The organism is Janthinobacterium silvisoli (assembly GCF_014200725.1).
Taxonomy (GTDB): domain Bacteria; phylum Pseudomonadota; class Gammaproteobacteria; order Burkholderiales; family Burkholderiaceae_D; genus Janthinobacterium.
In genome coordinates, this window is record NZ_JACHCL010000002.1 from 294954 (window position 1) to 313627 (window position 18674).

Annotated in this window: 17 protein-coding genes; 12 read left to right on the forward strand and 5 right to left on the reverse strand. The window is 61.9% G+C overall.

Going from position 1 to position 18674, the window contains the following annotated elements; translation table 11 throughout:
* Window positions 1-222 precede the first annotated feature (222 nt).
* On the forward strand, window positions 223-927 hold the full coding sequence (locus HDE75_RS11495) for an epoxyqueuosine reductase QueH (protein ID WP_183677574.1): 705 nt from the start codon (window positions 223-225) through the stop codon (window positions 925-927).
* Window positions 928-994: 67 nt separating this feature from the next.
* On the opposite strand, the gene HDE75_RS11500 is transcribed toward HDE75_RS11495, so the two are convergent.
* Window positions 995-1441 (reverse strand): CBS domain-containing protein, encoded by a 447-nt coding sequence (locus tag HDE75_RS11500; protein ID WP_183677572.1) that lies wholly within the window; start codon window positions 1439-1441, stop codon window positions 995-997.
* Between the two features lie 118 nt (window positions 1442-1559).
* Window positions 1560-2183: a 2OG-Fe(II) oxygenase gene (locus HDE75_RS11505; protein ID WP_183677570.1), complete on the reverse strand. Its 624-nt coding sequence runs from the start codon at window positions 2181-2183 to the stop codon at window positions 1560-1562.
* A gap of 263 nt (window positions 2184-2446) precedes the next feature.
* Between HDE75_RS11505 and HDE75_RS11510 the strand changes: the two genes are divergently transcribed.
* The 4 genes from HDE75_RS11510 to HDE75_RS11525 are packed head-to-tail and all read left to right on the forward strand — an operon-like array spanning window position 2447 to window position 6885.
* Window positions 2447-3757, forward strand: coding sequence for an O-acetylhomoserine aminocarboxypropyltransferase (locus tag HDE75_RS11510; RefSeq protein WP_183677568.1), 1311 nt, complete (start codon window positions 2447-2449; stop codon window positions 3755-3757).
* Window position 3758: 1 nt separating this feature from the next.
* On the forward strand, window positions 3759-4562 hold the full coding sequence (locus tag HDE75_RS11515) for an alpha/beta fold hydrolase (protein WP_183677566.1): 804 nt from the start codon (window positions 3759-3761) through the stop codon (window positions 4560-4562).
* A 15-nt stretch (window positions 4563-4577) separates the two neighbouring features.
* Window positions 4578-6527, forward strand: coding sequence for a DUF6630 family protein (locus HDE75_RS11520; RefSeq protein ID WP_183677564.1), 1950 nt, complete (start codon window positions 4578-4580; stop codon window positions 6525-6527).
* 43 nt (window positions 6528-6570) lie between these two features.
* Entirely contained in the window at window positions 6571-6885 is a 315-nt protein-coding gene (locus HDE75_RS11525; protein ID WP_183677561.1) for a hypothetical protein, read from the forward strand.
* A 7-nt stretch (window positions 6886-6892) separates the two neighbouring features.
* On the opposite strand, the gene HDE75_RS11530 is transcribed toward HDE75_RS11525, so the two are convergent.
* Window positions 6893-8269 (reverse strand): YihY family inner membrane protein, encoded by a 1377-nt coding sequence (locus HDE75_RS11530; protein ID WP_183677560.1) that lies wholly within the window; start codon window positions 8267-8269, stop codon window positions 6893-6895.
* A 67-nt stretch (window positions 8270-8336) separates the two neighbouring features.
* On the opposite strand from HDE75_RS11530, the gene wrbA reads away from it, so the two are divergent.
* Genes wrbA through HDE75_RS11565 form a run of 7 tightly spaced genes read left to right on the forward strand, consistent with a single transcriptional unit; the run spans window position 8337 to window position 16749 of the window.
* Window positions 8337-8945, forward strand: a complete 609-nt coding sequence (wrbA, locus tag HDE75_RS11535; RefSeq protein ID WP_183677558.1) for an NAD(P)H:quinone oxidoreductase — start codon at window positions 8337-8339, stop codon at window positions 8943-8945.
* Window positions 8945-9346 carry a DUF2069 domain-containing protein gene (locus tag HDE75_RS11540; RefSeq protein WP_183677556.1) on the forward strand — a complete coding sequence of 134 codons (402 nt, stop codon included), beginning with the start codon at window positions 8945-8947 and terminating at the stop codon, window positions 9344-9346. The genes wrbA and HDE75_RS11540 overlap by 1 nt, the downstream gene beginning before the upstream one ends.
* Window positions 9343-10758, forward strand: a complete 1416-nt coding sequence (locus HDE75_RS11545) for an FAD-binding oxidoreductase (protein WP_183677554.1) — start codon at window positions 9343-9345, stop codon at window positions 10756-10758. The genes HDE75_RS11540 and HDE75_RS11545 overlap by 4 nt, the downstream gene beginning before the upstream one ends.
* Window positions 10755-11183 (forward strand): DUF4124 domain-containing protein, encoded by a 429-nt coding sequence (locus tag HDE75_RS11550; protein WP_183677552.1) that lies wholly within the window; start codon window positions 10755-10757, stop codon window positions 11181-11183. The genes HDE75_RS11545 and HDE75_RS11550 overlap by 4 nt, the downstream gene beginning before the upstream one ends.
* Window positions 11171-13765, forward strand: coding sequence for an ABC transporter permease (locus HDE75_RS11555; protein ID WP_183677550.1), 2595 nt, complete (start codon window positions 11171-11173; stop codon window positions 13763-13765). The genes HDE75_RS11550 and HDE75_RS11555 overlap by 13 nt, the downstream gene beginning before the upstream one ends.
* Entirely contained in the window at window positions 13765-14841 is a 1077-nt protein-coding gene (locus HDE75_RS11560) for a lipocalin-like domain-containing protein (RefSeq protein WP_183677549.1), read from the forward strand. Before HDE75_RS11555 ends, HDE75_RS11560 begins: the two co-directional genes overlap by 1 nt.
* A 48-nt stretch (window positions 14842-14889) precedes the next feature.
* Complete coding sequence (locus tag HDE75_RS11565; protein ID WP_183677547.1) at window positions 14890-16749, forward strand: ABC transporter transmembrane domain-containing protein; 1860 nt, start codon at window positions 14890-14892, stop codon at window positions 16747-16749.
* A gap of 4 nt (window positions 16750-16753) precedes the next feature.
* Here HDE75_RS11565 and HDE75_RS11570 read toward each other — a convergent pair whose 3' ends face one another.
* The gene (locus tag HDE75_RS11570; RefSeq protein WP_183677545.1) at window positions 16754-17893 is read right to left on the reverse strand and encodes a TIGR03118 family protein; all 1140 of its coding nucleotides are present in this window, start codon (window positions 17891-17893) and stop codon (window positions 16754-16756) included.
* A 98-nt stretch (window positions 17894-17991) separates the two neighbouring features.
* Window positions 17992-18651, reverse strand: a complete 660-nt coding sequence (locus tag HDE75_RS11575) for a TorF family putative porin (RefSeq protein ID WP_183677543.1) — start codon at window positions 18649-18651, stop codon at window positions 17992-17994.
* Window positions 18652-18674 lie beyond the last annotated feature (23 nt).

An 18674-nucleotide genomic window follows, 5' to 3' on the forward strand; every position in this document is an offset into this window, starting at 1 on the left:
TATCCATTATTTAAATTCATGTGAACTGAAACAGCAATACCAGTTTGCCAGTTTGGGCGCCCGGCTCCCTTGCACACCCAAAAGCAAGCATCGAAACCAACGATATCCTGCCTATGACGGCAAATCGTGGCAAATGGCCACGACATGGAATACTTGCAATCTTTTATCGACGTGGCGCGCCAGACCGGTCAAGCGTCCGCCCTCTCTTGACGGAATAGCATCATGGAACAAGAATACACACGCGAAAAACTGGCCTGGCCTGGTGGCAATAACAAGGTGCTGCTGCACTCGTGCTGCGCACCGTGCTCGGGCGAAGTAATGGAAGCCATGGTGGCGTCGGGCATCGACTTCACGATCTTCTTTTATAACCCGAATATTCATCCGTTCAAGGAATATGAGCTGCGCAAGGAAGAAAATATCCGCTTTGCCGAAAAGTTCAATATCCCGTTCATCGATGCCGATTACGACCGCGACAACTGGTTTGCGCGCGCCAAGGGCATGGAAAACGATCCGGAACGGGGCCGCCGCTGCACCATGTGCTTCGACATGCGCTTCGAACGCACGGCCCTGTATGCCCATGAACACGGTTTTCCCGTAATTACCAGTTCATTGGGTATTTCCCGTTGGAAAGATATGAAGCAGATCAATGGCAGCGGCGTGCGCGCGGCCAGCCACTACCCCGGCATGCTGTACTGGGAATATAACTGGCGCAAAGGCGGCGGCTCGGCCCGCATGATCGAAATCAGCAAGCGTGAGAATTTTTACCAGCAAGAGTATTGCGGCTGCGTCTATTCGCTGCGCGACACGAATGAACACCGCGTGGCCATGGGCCGCGAGCGCATCCACCTGGGCGTCAAGTTTTATGGCACGGTCGAGGTGACAGAACAAGTAACAGAAACAGTCACGGAAACGCCGGAAGAAAAATAAAAGTGACCAGCGTGCAAAAAAGCCAGCATCAATGCTGGCTTTTTGTCATCTGGGGCAATCGTAAAGTTCAGTCCGCTGTTTCAGCCGGCCAGTCGCGGATATACGCCTTGAGCATCTGGTTTTCAAAGCTTTGCGCTTCCAGCACGGCGCGTGCCACGTCGTAAAACGAGATCACGCCCAGCAGGGTCTTGGCGTTCATGACGGGCAGGTAGCGCGCATGCTTTTCCAGCATGATGCGGCGCACTTCGTTCACTTCCGTGTCTGGCGTGACGGTAATCGGGTGGTCATCCATGTGCTTGCGCACGGTGCCGCTACCGAGCTGGCCCGCGTTTTCGTGCAGCGCCACCAGCACTTCGCGGAAGGTCAGCATGCCGACCAGGTCGCCAAATTCCATGACCACCAGCGAACCGATGTCTTTTTCAGCCATGGTATTGGCCGCGTCAAGCAAGGGATGGTCAGGCGTGACCGTGTAAAGAATGTTGCCCTTGACTTGGAGAATTTCAGATACTTTCATGATGGCCTTCCTGTCCGCGTGAGTGGTATTTTAGTTATTTTAAGCCCTTACACCGACTGTAGCCTATGCCCATCAAAAAATCCAGCCTTGCGCGCAATCAAATCAAGGGATTCCTTACCTAAGCGCGGCGGCGGAACCAGCCAGCAATCGATAATCTTTCGCGCGCCGTGGGCAACACTTCATGCAACATCTCGCCCGACAAAAACAGCGCCATCCTGCCCGCTTCAGGCAAGATATCGATGCAAGACTCGCCTTCCGGATGCAAGCGCAGCGCCCCGCCATGTTCGGGCAGCCAGTCGGCATTGAGGTAGATCACGACGGACACAGTGCGCTTGTCGTCGTCGCGGAAACGATCCAGATGCGCCCGGTAAAAAGCGCCCGGCGCATACAGGGCGAAATGGCTTTCGTATTCATCCAGCCCCAGGAACAGTTCGCGGTTCAGTTGCTGGCGCAGCGCTTCCATGCTGGCCAGATAGCGGTCGACGGCCCCGGACCTGCCCGCTTCCAGCCATTGGATATGGTCGCCACGTATGTCGGGTTGCAGCAGCGGCGCATGGCCGCTGCCCACGCCGGCGCCCTTCATCTGGCCGCTGCGCATGGCTGACAGAGATTCCGCCGCCAGTTGCGCAGTCAAACCGGCAGGCAGAAAATGGTCTTGCATGCACCAGCCGGCATGGCGCAAGCCCTCGGCAGGCGACAGTGCGGGCACGGCAAATGCGCCGTCGAACGATATTGCGGGCATAAGATCTTTCCTGGTGGAAGTGCATGAGTGCGTCTACAGCCCAGGATTTCATGGAATGCCGCTGGCCACCTCGCGGCGCACGCGCGCGGACGATGACTCAGCCTGAATATCGCTGACATGCCATCGTATCACCGCCACAGCATCCCGCCGTAAACATTTTTCAGCGTTTGAAAAAACGCGCCCATGCGCCCTGCACGCCAGCCCTGTTACTCCGCCGCAAATCCGGGTACGATCTGGCCACTATAATAATTGGCGGAGACACCATGAGCGGTCCGAAATACCCCGGTTTTGACACCTTGTCGCTGCATGCAGGCGCCGCGCCCGATCCGGCTACCGGTGCGCGCGCCACACCCATCCATTTCACGTCCTCGTTTGCCTTCAAAAGCTCGGACCATGCCGCCTCGCTATTTAATATGGAGCGGGCCGGCCATGTGTACAGCCGCATTTCCAACCCCACCAACGCGGTGCTGGAAGAACGCATCGCCGCGCTGGAAGGCGGCGTGGCTGGCATCGCCACGGCCAGCGGCCAGGCGGCCATGCATCTGGGACTCTCCACCATCGCCGGCGCCGGTTCCCATATCGTTGCCTCACGGGCCCTGTATGGCGGTTCGCACAATCTACTGGCTTACACATTAAAACGCTTCGGCATCGAGACGACCTTTGTCGACCCGCGCGATGCGGACGCCTGGTCCAGCGCCATCCGCCCCAATACCAAGGTGCTGTTCGCCGAAACGCTGGGCAATCCTGGCCTCGATGTGCTCAATATCCCGCAAATCGCCGCCATCGCCCACGAACACTTTTTGCCGCTGATGGTGGACGCCACTTTCACCACGCCCTATCTGCTGCGCCCCTTCGAACATGGCGCCGACCTGGTATTCCACTCGGCGACGAAATTCTTGTGCGGCCACGGCACGGCCATCGGCGGCTTGCTGGTCGATGGCGGCACCTTTGACTGGCAAGCGGCCTACGACAGGACGGGGCGCTACGCCGAACTGTGCGAACCATACGACGGTTTTCACGGCATGGTGTTTGCCGAGGAATCCACGGTGGCGCCGTTTGCCCTGCGTGCGCGGCGTGAAGGCTTGCGCGATTTCGGCGCCGTCATGAGCCCGCACAATGCCTTCGCTGTCTTGCAGGGCATCGAAACCCTGGGCTTGCGCATGGACCGCCACGTGGCCAATACGCGCAAGATCGTGCAATGGCTGCTGTCGCATCCGGCCGTGGAATCGGTGTCGTATCCCGAGCTGGACTCGCATCCCGACCATGCCCTGGCCAAGACCCTGCTGCCCAAGGGCGCAGGCGCCGTCTTCACCTTCAACCTGCGCGGCGACCGCGCGGCGGGCCAGCGCTTTGTCGACAGCCTGAAGATTTTCTCGCACCTGGCCAATGTGGGCGACGCCAAGTCGCTGGTGATCCACCCTGCCTCCACCACGCATTTCAGGGTGCCCAACGATCAACTGGCACTGGCCGGCATCAGACAAGGCACCATGCGCTTGTCGGTGGGACTGGAAGACGCGGACGACCTGATCGAGGACCTGGCCCATGGCTTGAAACAATCGCAGAAAGGCGCCTGAGATGTTATTCACCGTAGACAACAACAGCGCCTATTGCTACACCGGCGGCAAAACCTTCCATCCAGCCCAGCCGACGGCCGTGTTTATCCACGGCGCGCAAAACGACCATTCCGTCTGGGCCTTGCAAACCCGCTATTTCGCCCATCACGGCTGGAATGTGCTGGCAGTGGACTTGCCGGGCCATGGACGCAGCCAGGGCGAAGCGAAAACCAGCGTAGAAGCACTGGCGCACTGGCTGCTGGCCGTGCTGGACGCGGCCGGCGTGGAGCAAGCCATGCTGGCCGGCCACAGCATGGGTTCCTTGATCGCGCTGGAAGCGGCTTTCCAGGCGCCGCAGCGCGTCAGCCATCTGGCGCTGCTGGGCTCCACCTACCCGATGAAAGTGTCGCCAGCGCTGCTGGAAACGGCACGTAATGATGAGCAGGCCGCCATCGACATGGTCAATATCTGGTCGCACTCGTCGATCGCACAAAAGCCGTCATTTCCCGGCCCCGGCTTTTACGCCATGGGCGGCGCGCGGCGCCTCAAGCAGCGTATCTCTGCCATCAATCCGCAGCAAGTCTTTTACACGGATTTTTACGCCTGCAACGCTTACGCGAATGGCGAACTGGCCGCCGCTGCCGTACGCTGTCCCACCCTGTTTATCTTTGGCGCACGCGACATGATGACGCCGCCGAAATCGACCAAGCTGCTGACATCGACCATCGCACACGGCAAGCTGGTGATGGTCGACAGCGGCCATGAATTGATGGCTGAACAACCCGACGCCGTACTTGATGCATTATTTTCTTTTGCCACATCCTGACTTTGATTCGTACCGATGATACCAACCGCAGCCTTGTTCAGCACCGACACCCTTCCCGGCCACCCCGCTTTTGACACGCAAGCCATCACCGGCCTGGCCGAATGGCGCCACCATATACCGATGCTGTTCAAGCTGCTGGCCGGCAGCAGCACACAAGCCATCGCCTGGCCCATCTATGGCGATGGTGTAGAGACAGAGTGCGTACTGGCCGCGCCCATGGCCCAGGCGCAAGCGAGCTGGCAAGCACTATGCGCCTTGATGGAGTTGCCCAAATCACCCGCCATCAGCGACTTGCTGGCGGGCGGCCAGTCCTGGCTGGTGCTCGATGGCGTACAACTGATCAACCACGATATCGGCACCGCTGAATATGCTGGCGCGCTGCAAGCGCTGCGCGAGGAAGCACAGCAGCTGCACGCAGCCCTGCTGCGCGGCGACCGCCAGGTGCTGGCGCCCCTACTACGGATGCCAGAACTTGGCTACTGGTCGGCCAGCGCCAGCGCGCAGCTGATGGAAATCGAGGAAAGTGACGTAGACGAACTGCCCTTCCTGCAAGACCAAGGGCTGGAAGGGCTGGAATGGGTGGAAGATGCGCTGTGCTATGCGGTCAAGGGCCCCGATGGACAGCATGGCCTGGTCACGCCCTACGGCCGCTGGATCGCCCCGCTGTCGCTGGGCGCCACCGGACTCGATACCTATCACGCCGGCGATGGCTGGATCACCTTTGCCTTCGGCGAAGCACATGGCGTGATGGATTTGAACGGCGTCATCGTCTTTCCGCCTGCTCCTGGCGCCCTGTATGTGATCAGCCCCCACTTGCTGCAGCGGGTGCTGCCCGATGGCGCCAGCTCCCTGCTGCGCCTGCCCGATGGCGCGCTGCTGCTCGATGGCGTGGACAATTTCTGCCAGCGCGACGATGGACTTCTCGACTTCGAACGCCAAAGCAACGATGAAGATGAGCGCAATGTCTGCGGCGTGATGGACGTCAACGGCGCTGTGCTGCTGCCGCCGCAATTTTTCTCCGTGCAGAATTTCGGCACCAAGAAAAAGCTCGCCATCGTCAGCCAGCGCATCGATGGCCGTTTCCTGTTTGGCCTGGCCAATCTCAAAGGCGAACTGGTGGCGCCCTGCCAGTACAGCGAAATCGATTGCGCCACGACCTCGTCGCCACCGAAAGTGCGCAAGAATCTGATTTACGCCACCGATGCGCAAGGGCTGGCCTGCATGCTGAGCCTCGATGGCAAACAGGTGTTCACACCCCAGTACCCGCCCGCGCACCACCTGCGCGGGGTGGTAGTGCAAGACGATTTTTTATATGTGATCAAAGATGGTTGGGCCTGGAGCATGGATTTCACGGGCGCCTTGCTGCAGCAGCACGGTACCGTGGAAGCGTTCAAGGCGGACATCACGGCCCAGCTCAGCGCAGCCATGGGCTTAAGTCGGCAAAAGGCCGCGCCGAAAAACAGCTACACGCCGACCCAGATCCTGCAGCAGGCCGGCCGCGAACAATTGTTTGCCATGGCCGCCCTGCTGCTGCAAGGCGACAGGGAATTGGCGCAGCGCTGCGTTGATATCACGCTGGAAGAGCTGGCGGAAGACGACCCGCACGAAGAATATGAAGGTGCGACGATTGAGGCCGCCTGCTTCTTCCTGCTCTGGTCCACGGCCGCCCATGTACTGGGCCACGGCACTACCCTGGACTGGAAAGCGATCGATGAAGTAGCCCGCATCGGCCAGCATATCGATTTACCAGCCCTGCACGATTTCCAATGGGTAGACCGGGAAGATGGCGACAACATGGACGCCGGTCTGGCTGCCATCGCCCGCCACCTGGCGCCCCACGGCTTGAGGCTGGTGAATATGCACGGCGGCGAAGATACGTATTATCTGGGTGTCGTGCGTGGGCAGGACGCGGCGGCGTTCAGCAAGGTAGCGCTACAGGCTGCCTTGCGGCCCGTGCTGCTATGAGTTTGACCACCCGGCAGTGGCCGCATTTCATGACAAGGTAACCATGCAAGCGAAAAAATTTATCGATGATGTCGTCGCCTCCAATGCGTCGTTGCTGGCCTTGTATGCACAGGGACGGCAGGGGCAAACCCGGCTGGGCGCCATGCTCGATGGACTGGAACTGGCCGATGGCCAGCGTGCGCAAGTGCTGGCAATGATCAAGCTGGCAATCGATGAATGCACTTATCAGCTGGTATGCGGTATCGAAGGCAGCGCCTCGCTCGGTGACAGCCAGCAGGATTACACGCTGCTAGACGAAGATGGCAACACGCTGACGGGCAGCCTCGATAGCCTGCTTTACGACCGGCTCAACCCCTGATTCGCCATCACGAACAGCGCACTTCCCCAAAATGCTGGGCCAGGGTCATGCCCAGGCCTTCTTCCACCGCGCCCTCCACTTGCGCCGCCAGCGCTGCCGCGTCTTCGGCCGCCTTCAGGTCGCGCTCATTGGTGGAACCGGCCGGGTAACCGGAGTTGACGCGCATGCCGCCAAACACGAACAGGCGGTAGACGTCGGCCAGGGTAATCCGGTTGACGTTGCCCAGCAAGACCCAGTGATCAGCATTGCTGGCCACGCGCTTGCCCCACTGTACCCGCACGGGGCCTTCCACATTGACCCGGCCCACCCAGCCTTGCACCACCATCTTGTCGAGCAGGTTTTCCATTTCCTCGAAGCCCAAACGCGTGCTGCGGCGGATTTCGGACGCGCCCACCAGCGCCGTATCGGCGCAGTGGCAAGCCACGTGCAGCACTTTCAGCACGGCCACGGCATCGACAAATTCGCTGCCGGGCGCCGCCTCATACCACCAGCGCTCGTATTTCACGACCGGCAAGGCGGCTACCAGCAAGGCGCCCACCAGCGTGATCATCCAGCTCAGGTAAATCCACACCAGAAACAGGGGTAACGCGGCAAGCGCGCCATAGATGCGCGAATAGCTTGGAAACTCCTGGATGAATTCACCGAAACCGCGCTTGGCCACCTCGAAGGCCAGTGCGGCCAGCAAACCGCCCCAGGCCGCGTCGCGCCAATCGACGTCGCGGTTAGGGACAGAGATATACAGCAAGGTGAAGGCCAGCATGGTCAGGCCGATCGATACCAAGGTATAAAACACGGCCCCCAGGAAAGGCACGGCGCCCACCAGGCCGCTGGTGGCGATGAAGACACGCGAGGTGACCGTCAGCGACACGCCCACCAGCAGCGGGCCCACCGTCACGATGGCCCAGTAGACCAGCAAACGCTTGCTCCAGCGGCGCTCCTGCTTGACCCGCCAGATACGGTTGAAGACGCGCTCGATCAGGCCCATCATCGTCACCGACGTAAAAATCAGCGCACCCGCACCGATGGCCGACAGCCGCGTGGCCTTCGAGGCAAAGGTGGTCAGGTAATCGAGAATGGTGTTCGAAATCCCCTTTGGCATCACGCTTTGCACGAAATAATCTTCCAGCGCATGGCGGAAGGTATTAAACAGGGGGAACGTGGTGAAGATCGCCAGCGCCAGGGTCAGCAGCGGCACCAGCGCAAACACGGTGGCAAAGGTGAGGCTGCCCGCCACTTGCGGCAGGCTTTCCTCGCGCACGCGGCGGCGCGCAAACTGCACCAGTTCGCGTGTTTCGGACCAGCTCATGCCGCGCACGACGTCGATCCCGACGCTGGCGGTACGGAACAGGTAAACGAAGAAGGGCTGTATATATTTGGAAAACATGTATCAAATCAGAATAGCGCCATGACAGCAGTCGTATCAGGCTGTAAAGCGCCCTATAATACCAATGATGAAGCCAACCAATCTGATTATTCTCGTATTGTTTTATTCACGCCATGGCGCCACGCGCCAGCTGGCCGAACTGATCGCCCAGGGGGTGGAAAGCGTGCCCGGTTGCGATGCGCGCCTGCGCACCGTGTCCGCTGTCTCCAGCGTGGCTGAAGCGACCGCCCCGCAAGTGCCGCCCGATGGTGCGCCCTACGTGGAACTGGACGACCTGCAGGAATGCGCGGGCCTGGCCCTGGGTTCGCCCACGCGCTTCGGCAATATGGCGGCCTCCATGAAGTACTTCTGGGATGGCACGGCCAGCGACTGGCTGGCCGGCAGCCTGGCCGGCAAGCCAGCCTGCGTGTTCACCTCCACCGGCAGCCTGCACGGCGGCCAGGAATCGACCCTGCTGTCGATGATGATCCCGCTCTTCCACCATGGCATGCTGGTCATGGGCCTGCCCTACACGAACCCGGAACTGATGACCACGTCCACCGGCGGCTCGCCTTACGGCGCCACCCACTGGTCGGGAATCGATGGCGACAAGGCCATCAGCGACGATGAAAAACGCCTGGCCCTGGCCCTGGGACGCCGCCTGGCCGAAAACGCCGTCAAGCTGGCAGGCGCCTGATGCACGGCGCCCTGCACAAGTATTTTCACTGGGGCGCCATCGCCAGCCTGGCCGCGCTGATCGTCTGGTGCCTGTTGTGGGAAATGCTGGTGGCGCCCTTGCATCCGGGCGGCTCCTGGGTCGCGCTGAAAGCCGTGCCACTATTGATCCCCCTGTATGGCGTGATCAAGCGCGACGTCTATACCCTGCAATGGTCGTCGATGGTGATCCTGCTGTATTTCACGGAAGGCGTAGTGCGCGGCTATAGTGACACGCAAGCCCATTCGGCGCTCATGGCCTGGGGCGAAGCGGCCATCGTCTGCGTGTATTTTTTCTGCGCCGTTCTGTATCTGCGTCCGTATAAACAGGCCGCCAAGCGCATGGCCAAGGAACTGCTAGCGAAAGTGAATCCCACGAAATGAGCGATCAAACCCCTTTTTTGGACACCTGCCGCGAGCTGCTGGGCGACAGCTATGTGCTGACGGACGCCGCCGGCATGGCGCCGTTCCTGACCGACTGGCGCGACCGTTTTACGGGCAAGGCGCTGGCCGTGCTGCGCCCCGCTTCCACCGAACAGGTGGCCGCCGTGCTGCGGACCTGCACGCAGTGGTCCATCCCCGTGGTGCCGCAAGGCGGCAATACGGGCCTGGTGCTGGGCAGTATTCCGGACGCCGCCGGCACGGCCGTGGTGCTGTCACTGGCGCGCCTGAATCGCATCCGCGCACTCGACCCCGTCAACCGCACCATCACCGTCGACGCGGGCTGCATCCTGCAAACCATCCAGGAAGCGGCCAGCGCCGCCAACTGCCTGTTCCCGCTGTCGCTGGCGGCCGAAGGCAGTTGCACCATCGGTGGCAACCTGGCCACCAATGCGGGCGGCACGGCCGTGCTGCGTTACGGGAATACGCGCGAACTGTGCCTGGGCCTGGAAGTGGTCACGCCGCAGGGCGAAATCTGGAGCGGCTTGCGCGGACTGCGCAAGGATAATACGGGCTACGATTTGCGCGACCTGTATATCGGCGCCGAGGGCACTTTGGGCGTGATCACGGGCGCCGTGATGAAGCTGTATCCGCAGCCGAAAGCCTGCATCACGGCGCTGGCCGCAATGCAGACGCCTGCGCATGCGCTGCGCCTGTTAAGCCTGATGCAAGACCATTGCGGCGCCAGCCTGACCGGCTTTGAGCTGATGTCGCGCTACTGCCTGCAACTGGTGGCCGAGCAGTTCCCCCAGTTACCGCGCCCGTTTTCTACTCCTTACGGCCAGTATGTCTTGCTCGAATTGTCGAGCAGCCAGTCCGAGGCGCACGCCGTGGAACTGCTGGAAGCGAGCATAGGCGCAGCCTTGGAAGAGGAATTGATCGAAGACGCCGTCGTCGCCAGTTCAGTGGCCCAATCGGAAGGCTTGTGGCAGTTGCGCGAACATATACCGCTGGCGCAGGCGCAGGCGGGCAAGAACATCAAGCACGATATCTCGCTGCCGATTTCCTGCATCGCCGACTTCATCGCCGTCACCGACGTGGCGCTGGAAACAGCGTTCCACGGCTGCCAGCTGGTGTGCTTCGGCCACCTGGGCGATGGCAACCTGCATTACAACGTGGCGCCGCCAGCGGGCATGACAGACACGGATTTCCTGGCCAACCAGGACGCCATCAACCGCATCGTGCATGACCAGGTCGATGGCTTTGGCGGTTCGATTTCGGCCGAACACGGCATCGGCGCGCTGAAAAAGGATGACTTGGCGCGCTATAAATCGCCGCTGGAATTGCAGCTGATGCGCGCCATCAAGCAGGCGCTGGACCCGCAAGGCATCATGAATCCGGGGAAGATATTATGAAACCATCCATCTTGCTGAGCGTCGTCGCTTTGCTGGCCGCAGGTTCTGCCAGCGCGCAAACCGTTTACAAATGCGTGAAGGATGGCCAGACCAGCTATAGCGAAACACCGTGCGCAGCCGGCCAGCTGCAAATCCTCGCCGTGCCCGAGCCACCGCCCGCCGTCGACAAGGGCGCCGCCACACGCCAGGACCGTGTCGCCAGCCAGCTGGAATTCGTGCGCAAGCAGCAGGAACAGCGCGAAGACGCGGCGCGCGCGCGGGGCAGCAATCAGCTGGAAGCGCGCGAAAAACACTGCGCCCAGCTGCGCCTGGACCAGAAATGGGCAGCCGAAGACGCGGCCGCCGCCAATGATAAAACCCGCGATGCGGCGCAAGTGCGGGCGCACCGTGCCGCTGAAAAACTGGCTGCGGCATGCCCGAATTGAAGCAGTCCCAGATCAACATCCCTGCATCGCAGCGGCTGCTGGCGCGCTGGCTGCTGCTCGGCGAATGGCGCTCCCACCCCGTGCGCGCGCTGGTCGCCATTTTGGCGATCGCCATCGGCGTGGCGCTGGGTTTTGCCATCCATCTGATCAACGCGGCCGCCTTCAATGAATTTTCCACGGCCGTCAAAAGCCTGTCCGGCCAGGCGGACGTACAGGTAGCCGGCCGTGAAGCGCTGTTTGACGAAGCCATCTACCCGTGGCTGGCACAGCGCGACGGCGTGGCCGTGGCTTCGCCCATACTGGAATTGCAGGCAGGCGTGGTGGGCGCAAGCAATCCCGGCGCCCTGCATATCCTGGCGCTCGACGTGTTCCGCGCCGGTTTCATTTCGCCCGACCTGATCGGTGCGCCGGCCGATGGCCAGGTGTTCGACACCCTGGCCGACGACGCCATCTTCCCGTCACCAGCCGCCCTGCAATGGCTGGACGTAGCCCAGGGCGGCACCCTGGCCCTGCAATCGGGCACCGGCAAAGTCACGCTGCGCGTGGCCGGCTCGCTGCAGCGCGCGCGGGCTGGCCAGCGCATCGCCGTGATGGACCTCGGCGCGGCCCAATGGCGTTTTAACAAACTGGGCAAGCTGTCGCGCGTGGATTTAAAGTTGCGTAATGGCGTCAACCGCGACGCCTTTGAAGCAGCGCTGGCGCGCGATTTGGAACACGATTATCCGGGGCGCTTCCGCGTGGGCCAGCCCAATGATGAAAACCAGAATAGCCGCAACAATAACCTGAGCCGTGCCTACCGGGTCAACCTGACGGTGCTGGCCCTGGTCGCCCTGTTTACGGGCGCTTTTCTGGTCTTTTCCACGCAGGCGCTGTCCGTGATCCGCCGCCGCAGCCAGTTCGCACTGCTGCGCGTGCTGGGCATGGAACGGGGCCAGCTGCTGCGCCAGGTACTGCTCGAAGGGACCAGCCTGGGCGTGGTGGGCGCAGCAGCCGGTATCGCCGGTGGTTATGCGCTGGCGGCCCTGGCCCTGCGTTTTTTTGGCGGCGACCTGGGCGCCGGCTACTTCGCCGGCGTACAGCCGCAAGTGCAATTTACGCCCGTCGCCGCCGGCGTGTATTTCGCGCTGGGCCTGGGGGTGGCCTTGCTGGGCTGCGCCGCGCCCGCATTGGAAGCAGCGCGCGCCGCTCCCGCCATCGCCCTGAAGTCGGGCAGCGAAGAAGCGGTGACGACGCGTTTGGCCAAGACCTGGCCAGCGCTGGCTTGTTTGCTACTTGCCGGTGTGCTCACGCGGCTGCCGCCTGTGCTGGAACTGCCGCTGTTCGGCTACCTGTCAATCGCCCTGCTCTTGATCGGCGCCATCGCCTTGATGCCGCAACTGGCGGCCATCGTCTTTCGCACCGTGCACCGGGTCTGGCTGCGCACGGCCATCAGCGCACGCTCGCCCGTACTGAGCCTGACTTTTGCACGCCTGGCCAACGCCTCGGGCCAGGCTGGCATCGCGCTCGGCGGCGTATTGTCCAGCTTTAGCCTGATGGTGGCGATGGCCATCATGGTGTCAAGTTTCCGCATTTCGGTCGATGACTGGCTGCTGCAAATCCTTCCGGCCGACCTGTATGCGCGCACCTCGGCCAGCGGCAGCACTGCGGGCCTGAACCCGCGCGAGCAGGCATCCATCACTTCCCTGCCTGGCGTGGCCAAGGCGGAATTCCTGCGTACCCGCTCGCTCTCCCTCGCCGCTGACCGGCCCAACGTGGTACTGCTGGCGCGCCCGATCAACCTGCAGGAACCGGGCAAGAGCATGGTGCTGGTCGGCGACTCGCTGGCGGTGCCAATGGGCAGCCGGCCCGTATGGCTGTCCGAAGCGGCGGCCGACCTGTATCGCCGCAAGCCCGGCGAAACCATCTCGCTGCCGCTGGCAGGCGGCTTGCACGACTTCTTCATTGCCGGCATCTGGCGCGACTATGCCCGTTCCAGCGGCTCTATCCAGATGCCTTTGCCCGATTACCGCGCACTGACGGGCGACCTCGATGTCAGCGACGCCGCCCTGTGGCTGGACAAGGGCGTGTCGACCGCCGACTTGCAGGAACGCCTCAAGCATCTGCCTTTCGGCGCCACCTTGGAAGTGTCGGCGCCGTCGGAAATCCGCGCCCTCAGCTTGCAGATTTTTGACCGCAGCTTCGCCGTTACCTATCTGCTCGAAGCCATCGCCATCGTGATCGGCCTGTTCGGCGTAGCTGCTACCTTTTCGGCGCAGACCCTGGCGCGGGCGCGCGAATTCGGCATGCTGCGCCACGTGGGCGTGACGCGCAGCCAGATACTGGGCATTTTAGCGCTGGAAGGCGGCGCCTTGACTGGCCTGGGCATCGCCACCGGCTTCGTGCTGGGGCTGTTGATCAGCTTTGTGCTGGTCTTCATCGTCAACCCGCAATCGTTCCACTGGACCATGCAGCTGCATTTGCCATGGCCCTTGATCGCCACCGTGGCCGGCACCTTGCTGCTCGCTGCCGCCGCCACGGCCCTCGTTTCAGGCCGCCAGGCCTTATCGGGCGGTCCTATCCGCGCCGTCAGGGAGGATTGGTAATGCGCCGCATGACCCTGCTTTTATTATGCTGCTGCGCTTCTGCATTCGCGGCGCCGCCCGCCTTTGCGCCCGTCACAGCGCTGCCGGCAGGCCAAACTTTAAAGATGCCACACGATTTCGGCGCCCACCCGGCCTACAAGACCGAATGGTGGTATGCCACAGGCTGGGTCACGACAGCGGCTGGCAAACAGCTCGGTTATCAAGTTACCTTCTTTCGCAGCGCCACCGCGACCGATACCGACAACCCCAGCGCGTTTGCGCCCAAACAGCTGATCATCGGCCACGCGGCGCTATCCGATACATCGGTTGGCAAGCTGCTGCACGATGAAAGAAGCGCGCGCGAAGGTTTTGGCCTGGCTTACGCCAAGGTCGGCAATACCGATGTGAAGCTGGACGACTGGCGCATGCTGCGCCAGGCCGACGGTACATATCAGGTCACCGTGGCGGCGCGCGATTTTCAGCTGCAGCTGCAGCTGGCGCCGACCCAGCCCGTGCTGCTGCAAGGTGAAGGCGGTTATTCGCGCAAGGGCGCCTTGCCTGCGCAGGCCAGCTATTACTACAGCGAACCGCAATTGCGCACCACAGGCGCCATCACGCGCGTGGGCGGCAAGCCGGAAGCGGTGACGGGGAAAACCTGGCTCGATCATGAATGGTCCAGCCAGGTGCTCGACGCGAACGCCAGCGGCTGGAACTGGATAGGCGCTAACCTCGACGACGGCGGCGCCCTGATGGCCTTCCAGATACGCAGCAAGGCAGGTGCTAAACTATGGGCGCACGCGGCATGGCGCGATCCATCGGGCAAGGTCACGCAGTTTGGCCCCGACGATGTCGTTTTCACACCGACGCAGCTGTGGCGTTCGCCGCGCACGCAAGCCGAATACCCGGTCGCCACAGAGATACGCACGGGAGCTACGCGCTGGCAGATCACGCCACTGCAGGCCGACCAGGAACTCGATTCGCGCCGTTCGACGGGCGCCGTCTACTGGGAAGGCGCCGTGACGGTGCAGCGCGACGGCCAGCCGGCGGGCCGCGCCTACCTGGAAATGACGGGCTATGTGCAGCCGATGAAGTTATAAGCAATACTGAACAAGAACGACGCAACAAGACCATCAAAGCGGAAACCAATGACAACCAGTACAGATACTAGCAACACCAATAACGCTCCTGCAGCAACGTCGCCTTCCGATGCAAGCACCAGCCGCGAACTGAAAAAAGGCAGCCTGGCAGCCCTCAAGGGCTTGCTGCCCTTCCTGACACCTTACCGCAAGCAGTTCTTCCTGGCCGGTATCGCGCTGGTGGTGGCCGCCGCGTCCACCCTGGCCATTCCCGCCGCGTTCAAGCAGATGATCGACCTGGGTTTCGGCGGCGCGGCCGGCTCGAAAAGCATACAGCATGTAGACCTGGTGTTCCTGGCCCTGTTCGGCGTGGCGTCCATCCTGGCGCTGGCCACGGCGGCGCGTTTCTACATGGTGTCGTGGCTGGGCGAACGGGTCACGGCCGATATCCGCAGCGCCGTGTACCGCCATGTGGTCACGCAAAGTCCCGAATTTTTCGAAACGACGCAAACGGGCGAAGTCCTGTCGCGCATCACTACCGACACCACCCTGATCCAGGCGGTGGTGGGCACCAGCATCTCGATGGCGCTGCGTAATGTGCTGCTGTTCGTGGGTGGCCTGGTAATGCTGTTCGTCACCAGCCCTAAACTGTCGGGCATCATCATTGGCTTACTGGTGCTGGTCATCGTGCCCATCGTGGTGTTTGGCCGCAAGGTGCGCAAGCTGTCGCGCGATTCGCAAGACCGCATCGCCGACGCTTCGGCCATGGCTGGTGAAATCCTCAACGCCATGCCAACCGTGCAAGCGTTTACGCACGAGAAAATTGAATCGTCGCGCTTTGGCGACTCCGTGGAAAGCGCGTTTACTACCGCCATGCGCCGCATCCGCGCGCGCGCCGTGCTGACCATGATCGCCATCTTGCTGGTGTTCGGCAGCATCGTGTTCGTGTTGTGGCTGGGCGCACGCGCCGTGCTGGAAGGCTCGATGACGGGCGGCGAACTTGGCCAGTTCATCCTGTATGCATCCATCCTGGCCGGCGCCATCGGCGCCCTGTCGGAAGTAATGGGCGAAGCGCAGCGTGCCGCCGGCGCCACCGAACGCTTGCTGGAACTGATGGCCGTCAAGTCCGAGATTCAATCGCCTGCCTCGCCTTTGGCCCTGCCGCCGCGCGCCGCCAATGGTGCTGCCCTGAGCCTGAACGATATCTCGTTCAACTATCCGTCACGTCCCGATACGCCATCCCTGAGCCATGTCAGCCTCGACATCAAGCCCGGCGAAACGGTGGCCGTGGTGGGCCCTTCCGGCGCCGGCAAGACTACCCTGTTCCAGCTGTTCCTGCGCTTTTACGATCCCCAGAGCGGCAATATCCGCCTCGATGGCGTCGATATCAAGCAGCTCGATTTGCATACCCTGCGCGACGCCATCGGCATCGTGCCGCAAGATACAGTGATTTTCTCGGCCGACGCGATGGAAAATATCCGCTATGGCCGCGCCGGCGCCAGCGATGCGGAAGTCATCGCTGCCGCGAAAATGGCGGCCGCCCACGAATTTATCGAACGCCTGCCGAACGGCTATAAATCGTTCCTCGGTGAGCGTGGCGTGCGCCTGTCTGGCGGCCAGCGCCAGCGCATCGCCATCGCCCGCGCCCTGCTGAAAAATCCACCGCTGCTGCTGCTCGATGAAGCTACCAGCGCACTGGACGCGGAATCGGAACGCCTGGTGCAATCGGCGCTGGAAGCGGCCATGGTAGGCCGTACCACCGTCATCATCGCGCACCGCCTGGCGACCGTGCAGCGCGCCGACCGCATCGTCGTGATGGAAGATGGCCAGATCGTCGAGACGGGCACCCATGCTACGCTGGTGGCGCTGGGTGGCATCTACGCCAACCTGGCGGCGCTGCAATTCCACTCTGGATTCGCAGCGCACTAAGGTTTTACTTCACGAAATCGACACGGCCGTACTGGCCGTGCGTCGTGCCTTGCGGGCCAGCCGTGTAAAACAAGGTGTTGGTCGGCTGGCTCAACACACCGTTACCGAACTGCAGCGCCCACAAGCCATCGATCACCAGCGGCGCGCCGGTGCTGTCGCTGACGGTGCCCAGCAGCTTGCCGGTAGTGACGTCAAAGGCGTTGATCTTGCCATCGCCGAAATTGCCCACCAAGAGATTATTGCTGAAGGTGCCGAAGTTGGCCGGCGCCACCGCCAGGCCCCATGGTGCGTTCAGCACGCCGCCTGGCATTACCAGGTCCTTGATCAAGGTGCCGCTGGTATCGAACTGGCTGACCATGCCCAGGCCTGCACCCTTCACCTGGATCTTGCCCGTCGCGTCCTGCTGGGCATAGCTGACAAAAATGCTGCTGCCGACCGCCTGGATACCATACGGCGCGTAACCGGCAGGTACGGCAGGGTCCTTGAAGCCTGCCGCCAGGGTAACAGGCTTGAAGTTTGCGTCGAACACGTCGATATGGTTGTTCTTGAAATCGGTCGCGTAAATCAGGTTGGCGCCATTCGCGTTGGCAATCGCCAGGCCCTTGTAGACGGCGCCGCTGGCGCCATTGTCGACGACGGTCAAGGCATGCGTGCCATCGACGGTGGGCGCCCAGGCGGCGATGGTGCCAGCCTGGCCAGAAAAGATGAAACGGCTGGGGCCAGTCGCGCCGCCGGAGCTGATCTTGAAGTCGGTCGCGCTACCGGTAAAAACGATACCGGTCGGCTTGGCCGCGCCCAGCGCGCCTGGGTTGACACTGACCACCAGGCTTTGCTTGACGCCGTTGCCGTCATACAGGGTCGAGGTCGAGGTGCCGGCGTTGGCGATCCACGAAGCGCCTGTCGGATTGAAAACCAGGCCCCAGGCATTGATCAGGTTAGCGTCGGTGGTCGGCGCCACGCCGGCGATATCCGATACCAGCGCCTTGGCGGCGAAGATGGCGCCCACGGCAGGCGCTGCCGGCACGACAGGCGCCGGCGGGTTCGAAGAGTTGTAGCCGCCACCGCCGCAGGCAACCAGGGTCGATGCCAGGCCAGCCGCCGTCAACAAGCCAGCGATACGTTTTGTGTTCAGTTGTGCGTTCATGTTTTTCTCTCTTTGCTCGGTAGGTAGGGGAACTTGCCACCGTCTATGCCGATCTGGAGAAAAAAGGTTTAAGCCAAACGCAAAATTTTCAAATTATTTTAGAATTCATACCCGATACTACTTACCCAGGTCTGCGGACTGCCTCCATCGCGGTACACATAGGCCGGATGCTTCTTTTGCGCCGCCAGCCAGGCCAGCTGCAGCTTCCAGGAGTCGATATCGACATTCAGACCCAGGCGCAGGTCGGCCCGGTAGGTTGGCGTGGGCAAGGCGATCCCCTGCGGCGACGGGGAATGCAGCAAGCCGAGATGGGCGACCAGGCGCACGCTGTCGTTCAACGGTACATTGCCATTCAATTCACCATACAGCGAGCCATCCTTCTTGCCAAAATAATGGGGTGCGTACGACAGGCGGCCGCTGAGGTTTTCCGTGGCCAGGCCGATAAAGCTTTCGGCATATTCATATTTTGCACCGCGCTGGAAGAAAGACTTGCTGGCGCCCGCCTCCCAGCTCAGGCCGGGGCTGAGCAAGTGCGCATAACCGGCATAGGTAACCAGCTGGGTGCTGTCTTCCACGCCGCGCAAGTTGACCCTGCTGGCGAAGCCGCCCAGGTACCAGCCCTGCGGATGATCGTAATTGATGGTCAGTTGCGGCGCGGGCTGTCCATCGCTGAGCGAGACGCCGCGCGCGCGGTAATCGGAGACGATGGATGCAGTGGTGCTCAGCTGCGCCAAGGCGCCGCCGCAGTGTAACAACATCAGGAGCGCCAGGCTGCGGCGTG

What these genes read in the sequence shown, in the direction of transcription:
- HDE75_RS11495 (WP_183677574.1), top strand. Translation starts at nt 223, where the DNA reads ATGGAACAAGAATACACACGCGAAAAACTGGCCTGGCCTGGTGGCAAT.
- HDE75_RS11500 (WP_183677572.1), bottom strand. Translation starts at nt 1,441, where the DNA reads ATGAAAGTATCTGAAATTCTCCAAGTCAAGGGCAACATTCTTTACACG.
- HDE75_RS11505 (WP_183677570.1), bottom strand. Translation starts at nt 2,183, where the DNA reads ATGCCCGCAATATCGTTCGACGGCGCATTTGCCGTGCCCGCACTGTCG.
- HDE75_RS11510 (WP_183677568.1), top strand. Translation starts at nt 2,447, where the DNA reads ATGAGCGGTCCGAAATACCCCGGTTTTGACACCTTGTCGCTGCATGCA.
- HDE75_RS11515 (WP_183677566.1), top strand. Translation starts at nt 3,759, where the DNA reads ATGTTATTCACCGTAGACAACAACAGCGCCTATTGCTACACCGGCGGC.
- HDE75_RS11520 (WP_183677564.1), top strand. Translation starts at nt 4,578, where the DNA reads ATGATACCAACCGCAGCCTTGTTCAGCACCGACACCCTTCCCGGCCAC.
- HDE75_RS11525 (WP_183677561.1), top strand. Translation starts at nt 6,571, where the DNA reads ATGCAAGCGAAAAAATTTATCGATGATGTCGTCGCCTCCAATGCGTCG.
- HDE75_RS11530 (WP_183677560.1), bottom strand. Translation starts at nt 8,269, where the DNA reads ATGTTTTCCAAATATATACAGCCCTTCTTCGTTTACCTGTTCCGTACC.
- wrbA (WP_183677558.1), top strand. Translation starts at nt 8,337, where the DNA reads ATGAAGCCAACCAATCTGATTATTCTCGTATTGTTTTATTCACGCCAT.
- HDE75_RS11540 (WP_183677556.1), top strand. Translation starts at nt 8,945, where the DNA reads ATGCACGGCGCCCTGCACAAGTATTTTCACTGGGGCGCCATCGCCAGC.
- HDE75_RS11545 (WP_183677554.1), top strand. Translation starts at nt 9,343, where the DNA reads ATGAGCGATCAAACCCCTTTTTTGGACACCTGCCGCGAGCTGCTGGGC.
- HDE75_RS11550 (WP_183677552.1), top strand. Translation starts at nt 10,755, where the DNA reads ATGAAACCATCCATCTTGCTGAGCGTCGTCGCTTTGCTGGCCGCAGGT.
- HDE75_RS11555 (WP_183677550.1), top strand. Translation starts at nt 11,171, where the DNA reads ATGCCCGAATTGAAGCAGTCCCAGATCAACATCCCTGCATCGCAGCGG.
- HDE75_RS11560 (WP_183677549.1), top strand. Translation starts at nt 13,765, where the DNA reads ATGCGCCGCATGACCCTGCTTTTATTATGCTGCTGCGCTTCTGCATTC.
- HDE75_RS11565 (WP_183677547.1), top strand. Translation starts at nt 14,890, where the DNA reads ATGACAACCAGTACAGATACTAGCAACACCAATAACGCTCCTGCAGCA.
- HDE75_RS11570 (WP_183677545.1), bottom strand. Translation starts at nt 17,893, where the DNA reads ATGAACGCACAACTGAACACAAAACGTATCGCTGGCTTGTTGACGGCG.
- HDE75_RS11575 (WP_183677543.1), bottom strand. Translation starts at nt 18,651, where the DNA reads ATGTTGTTACACTGCGGCGGCGCCTTGGCGCAGCTGAGCACCACTGCA.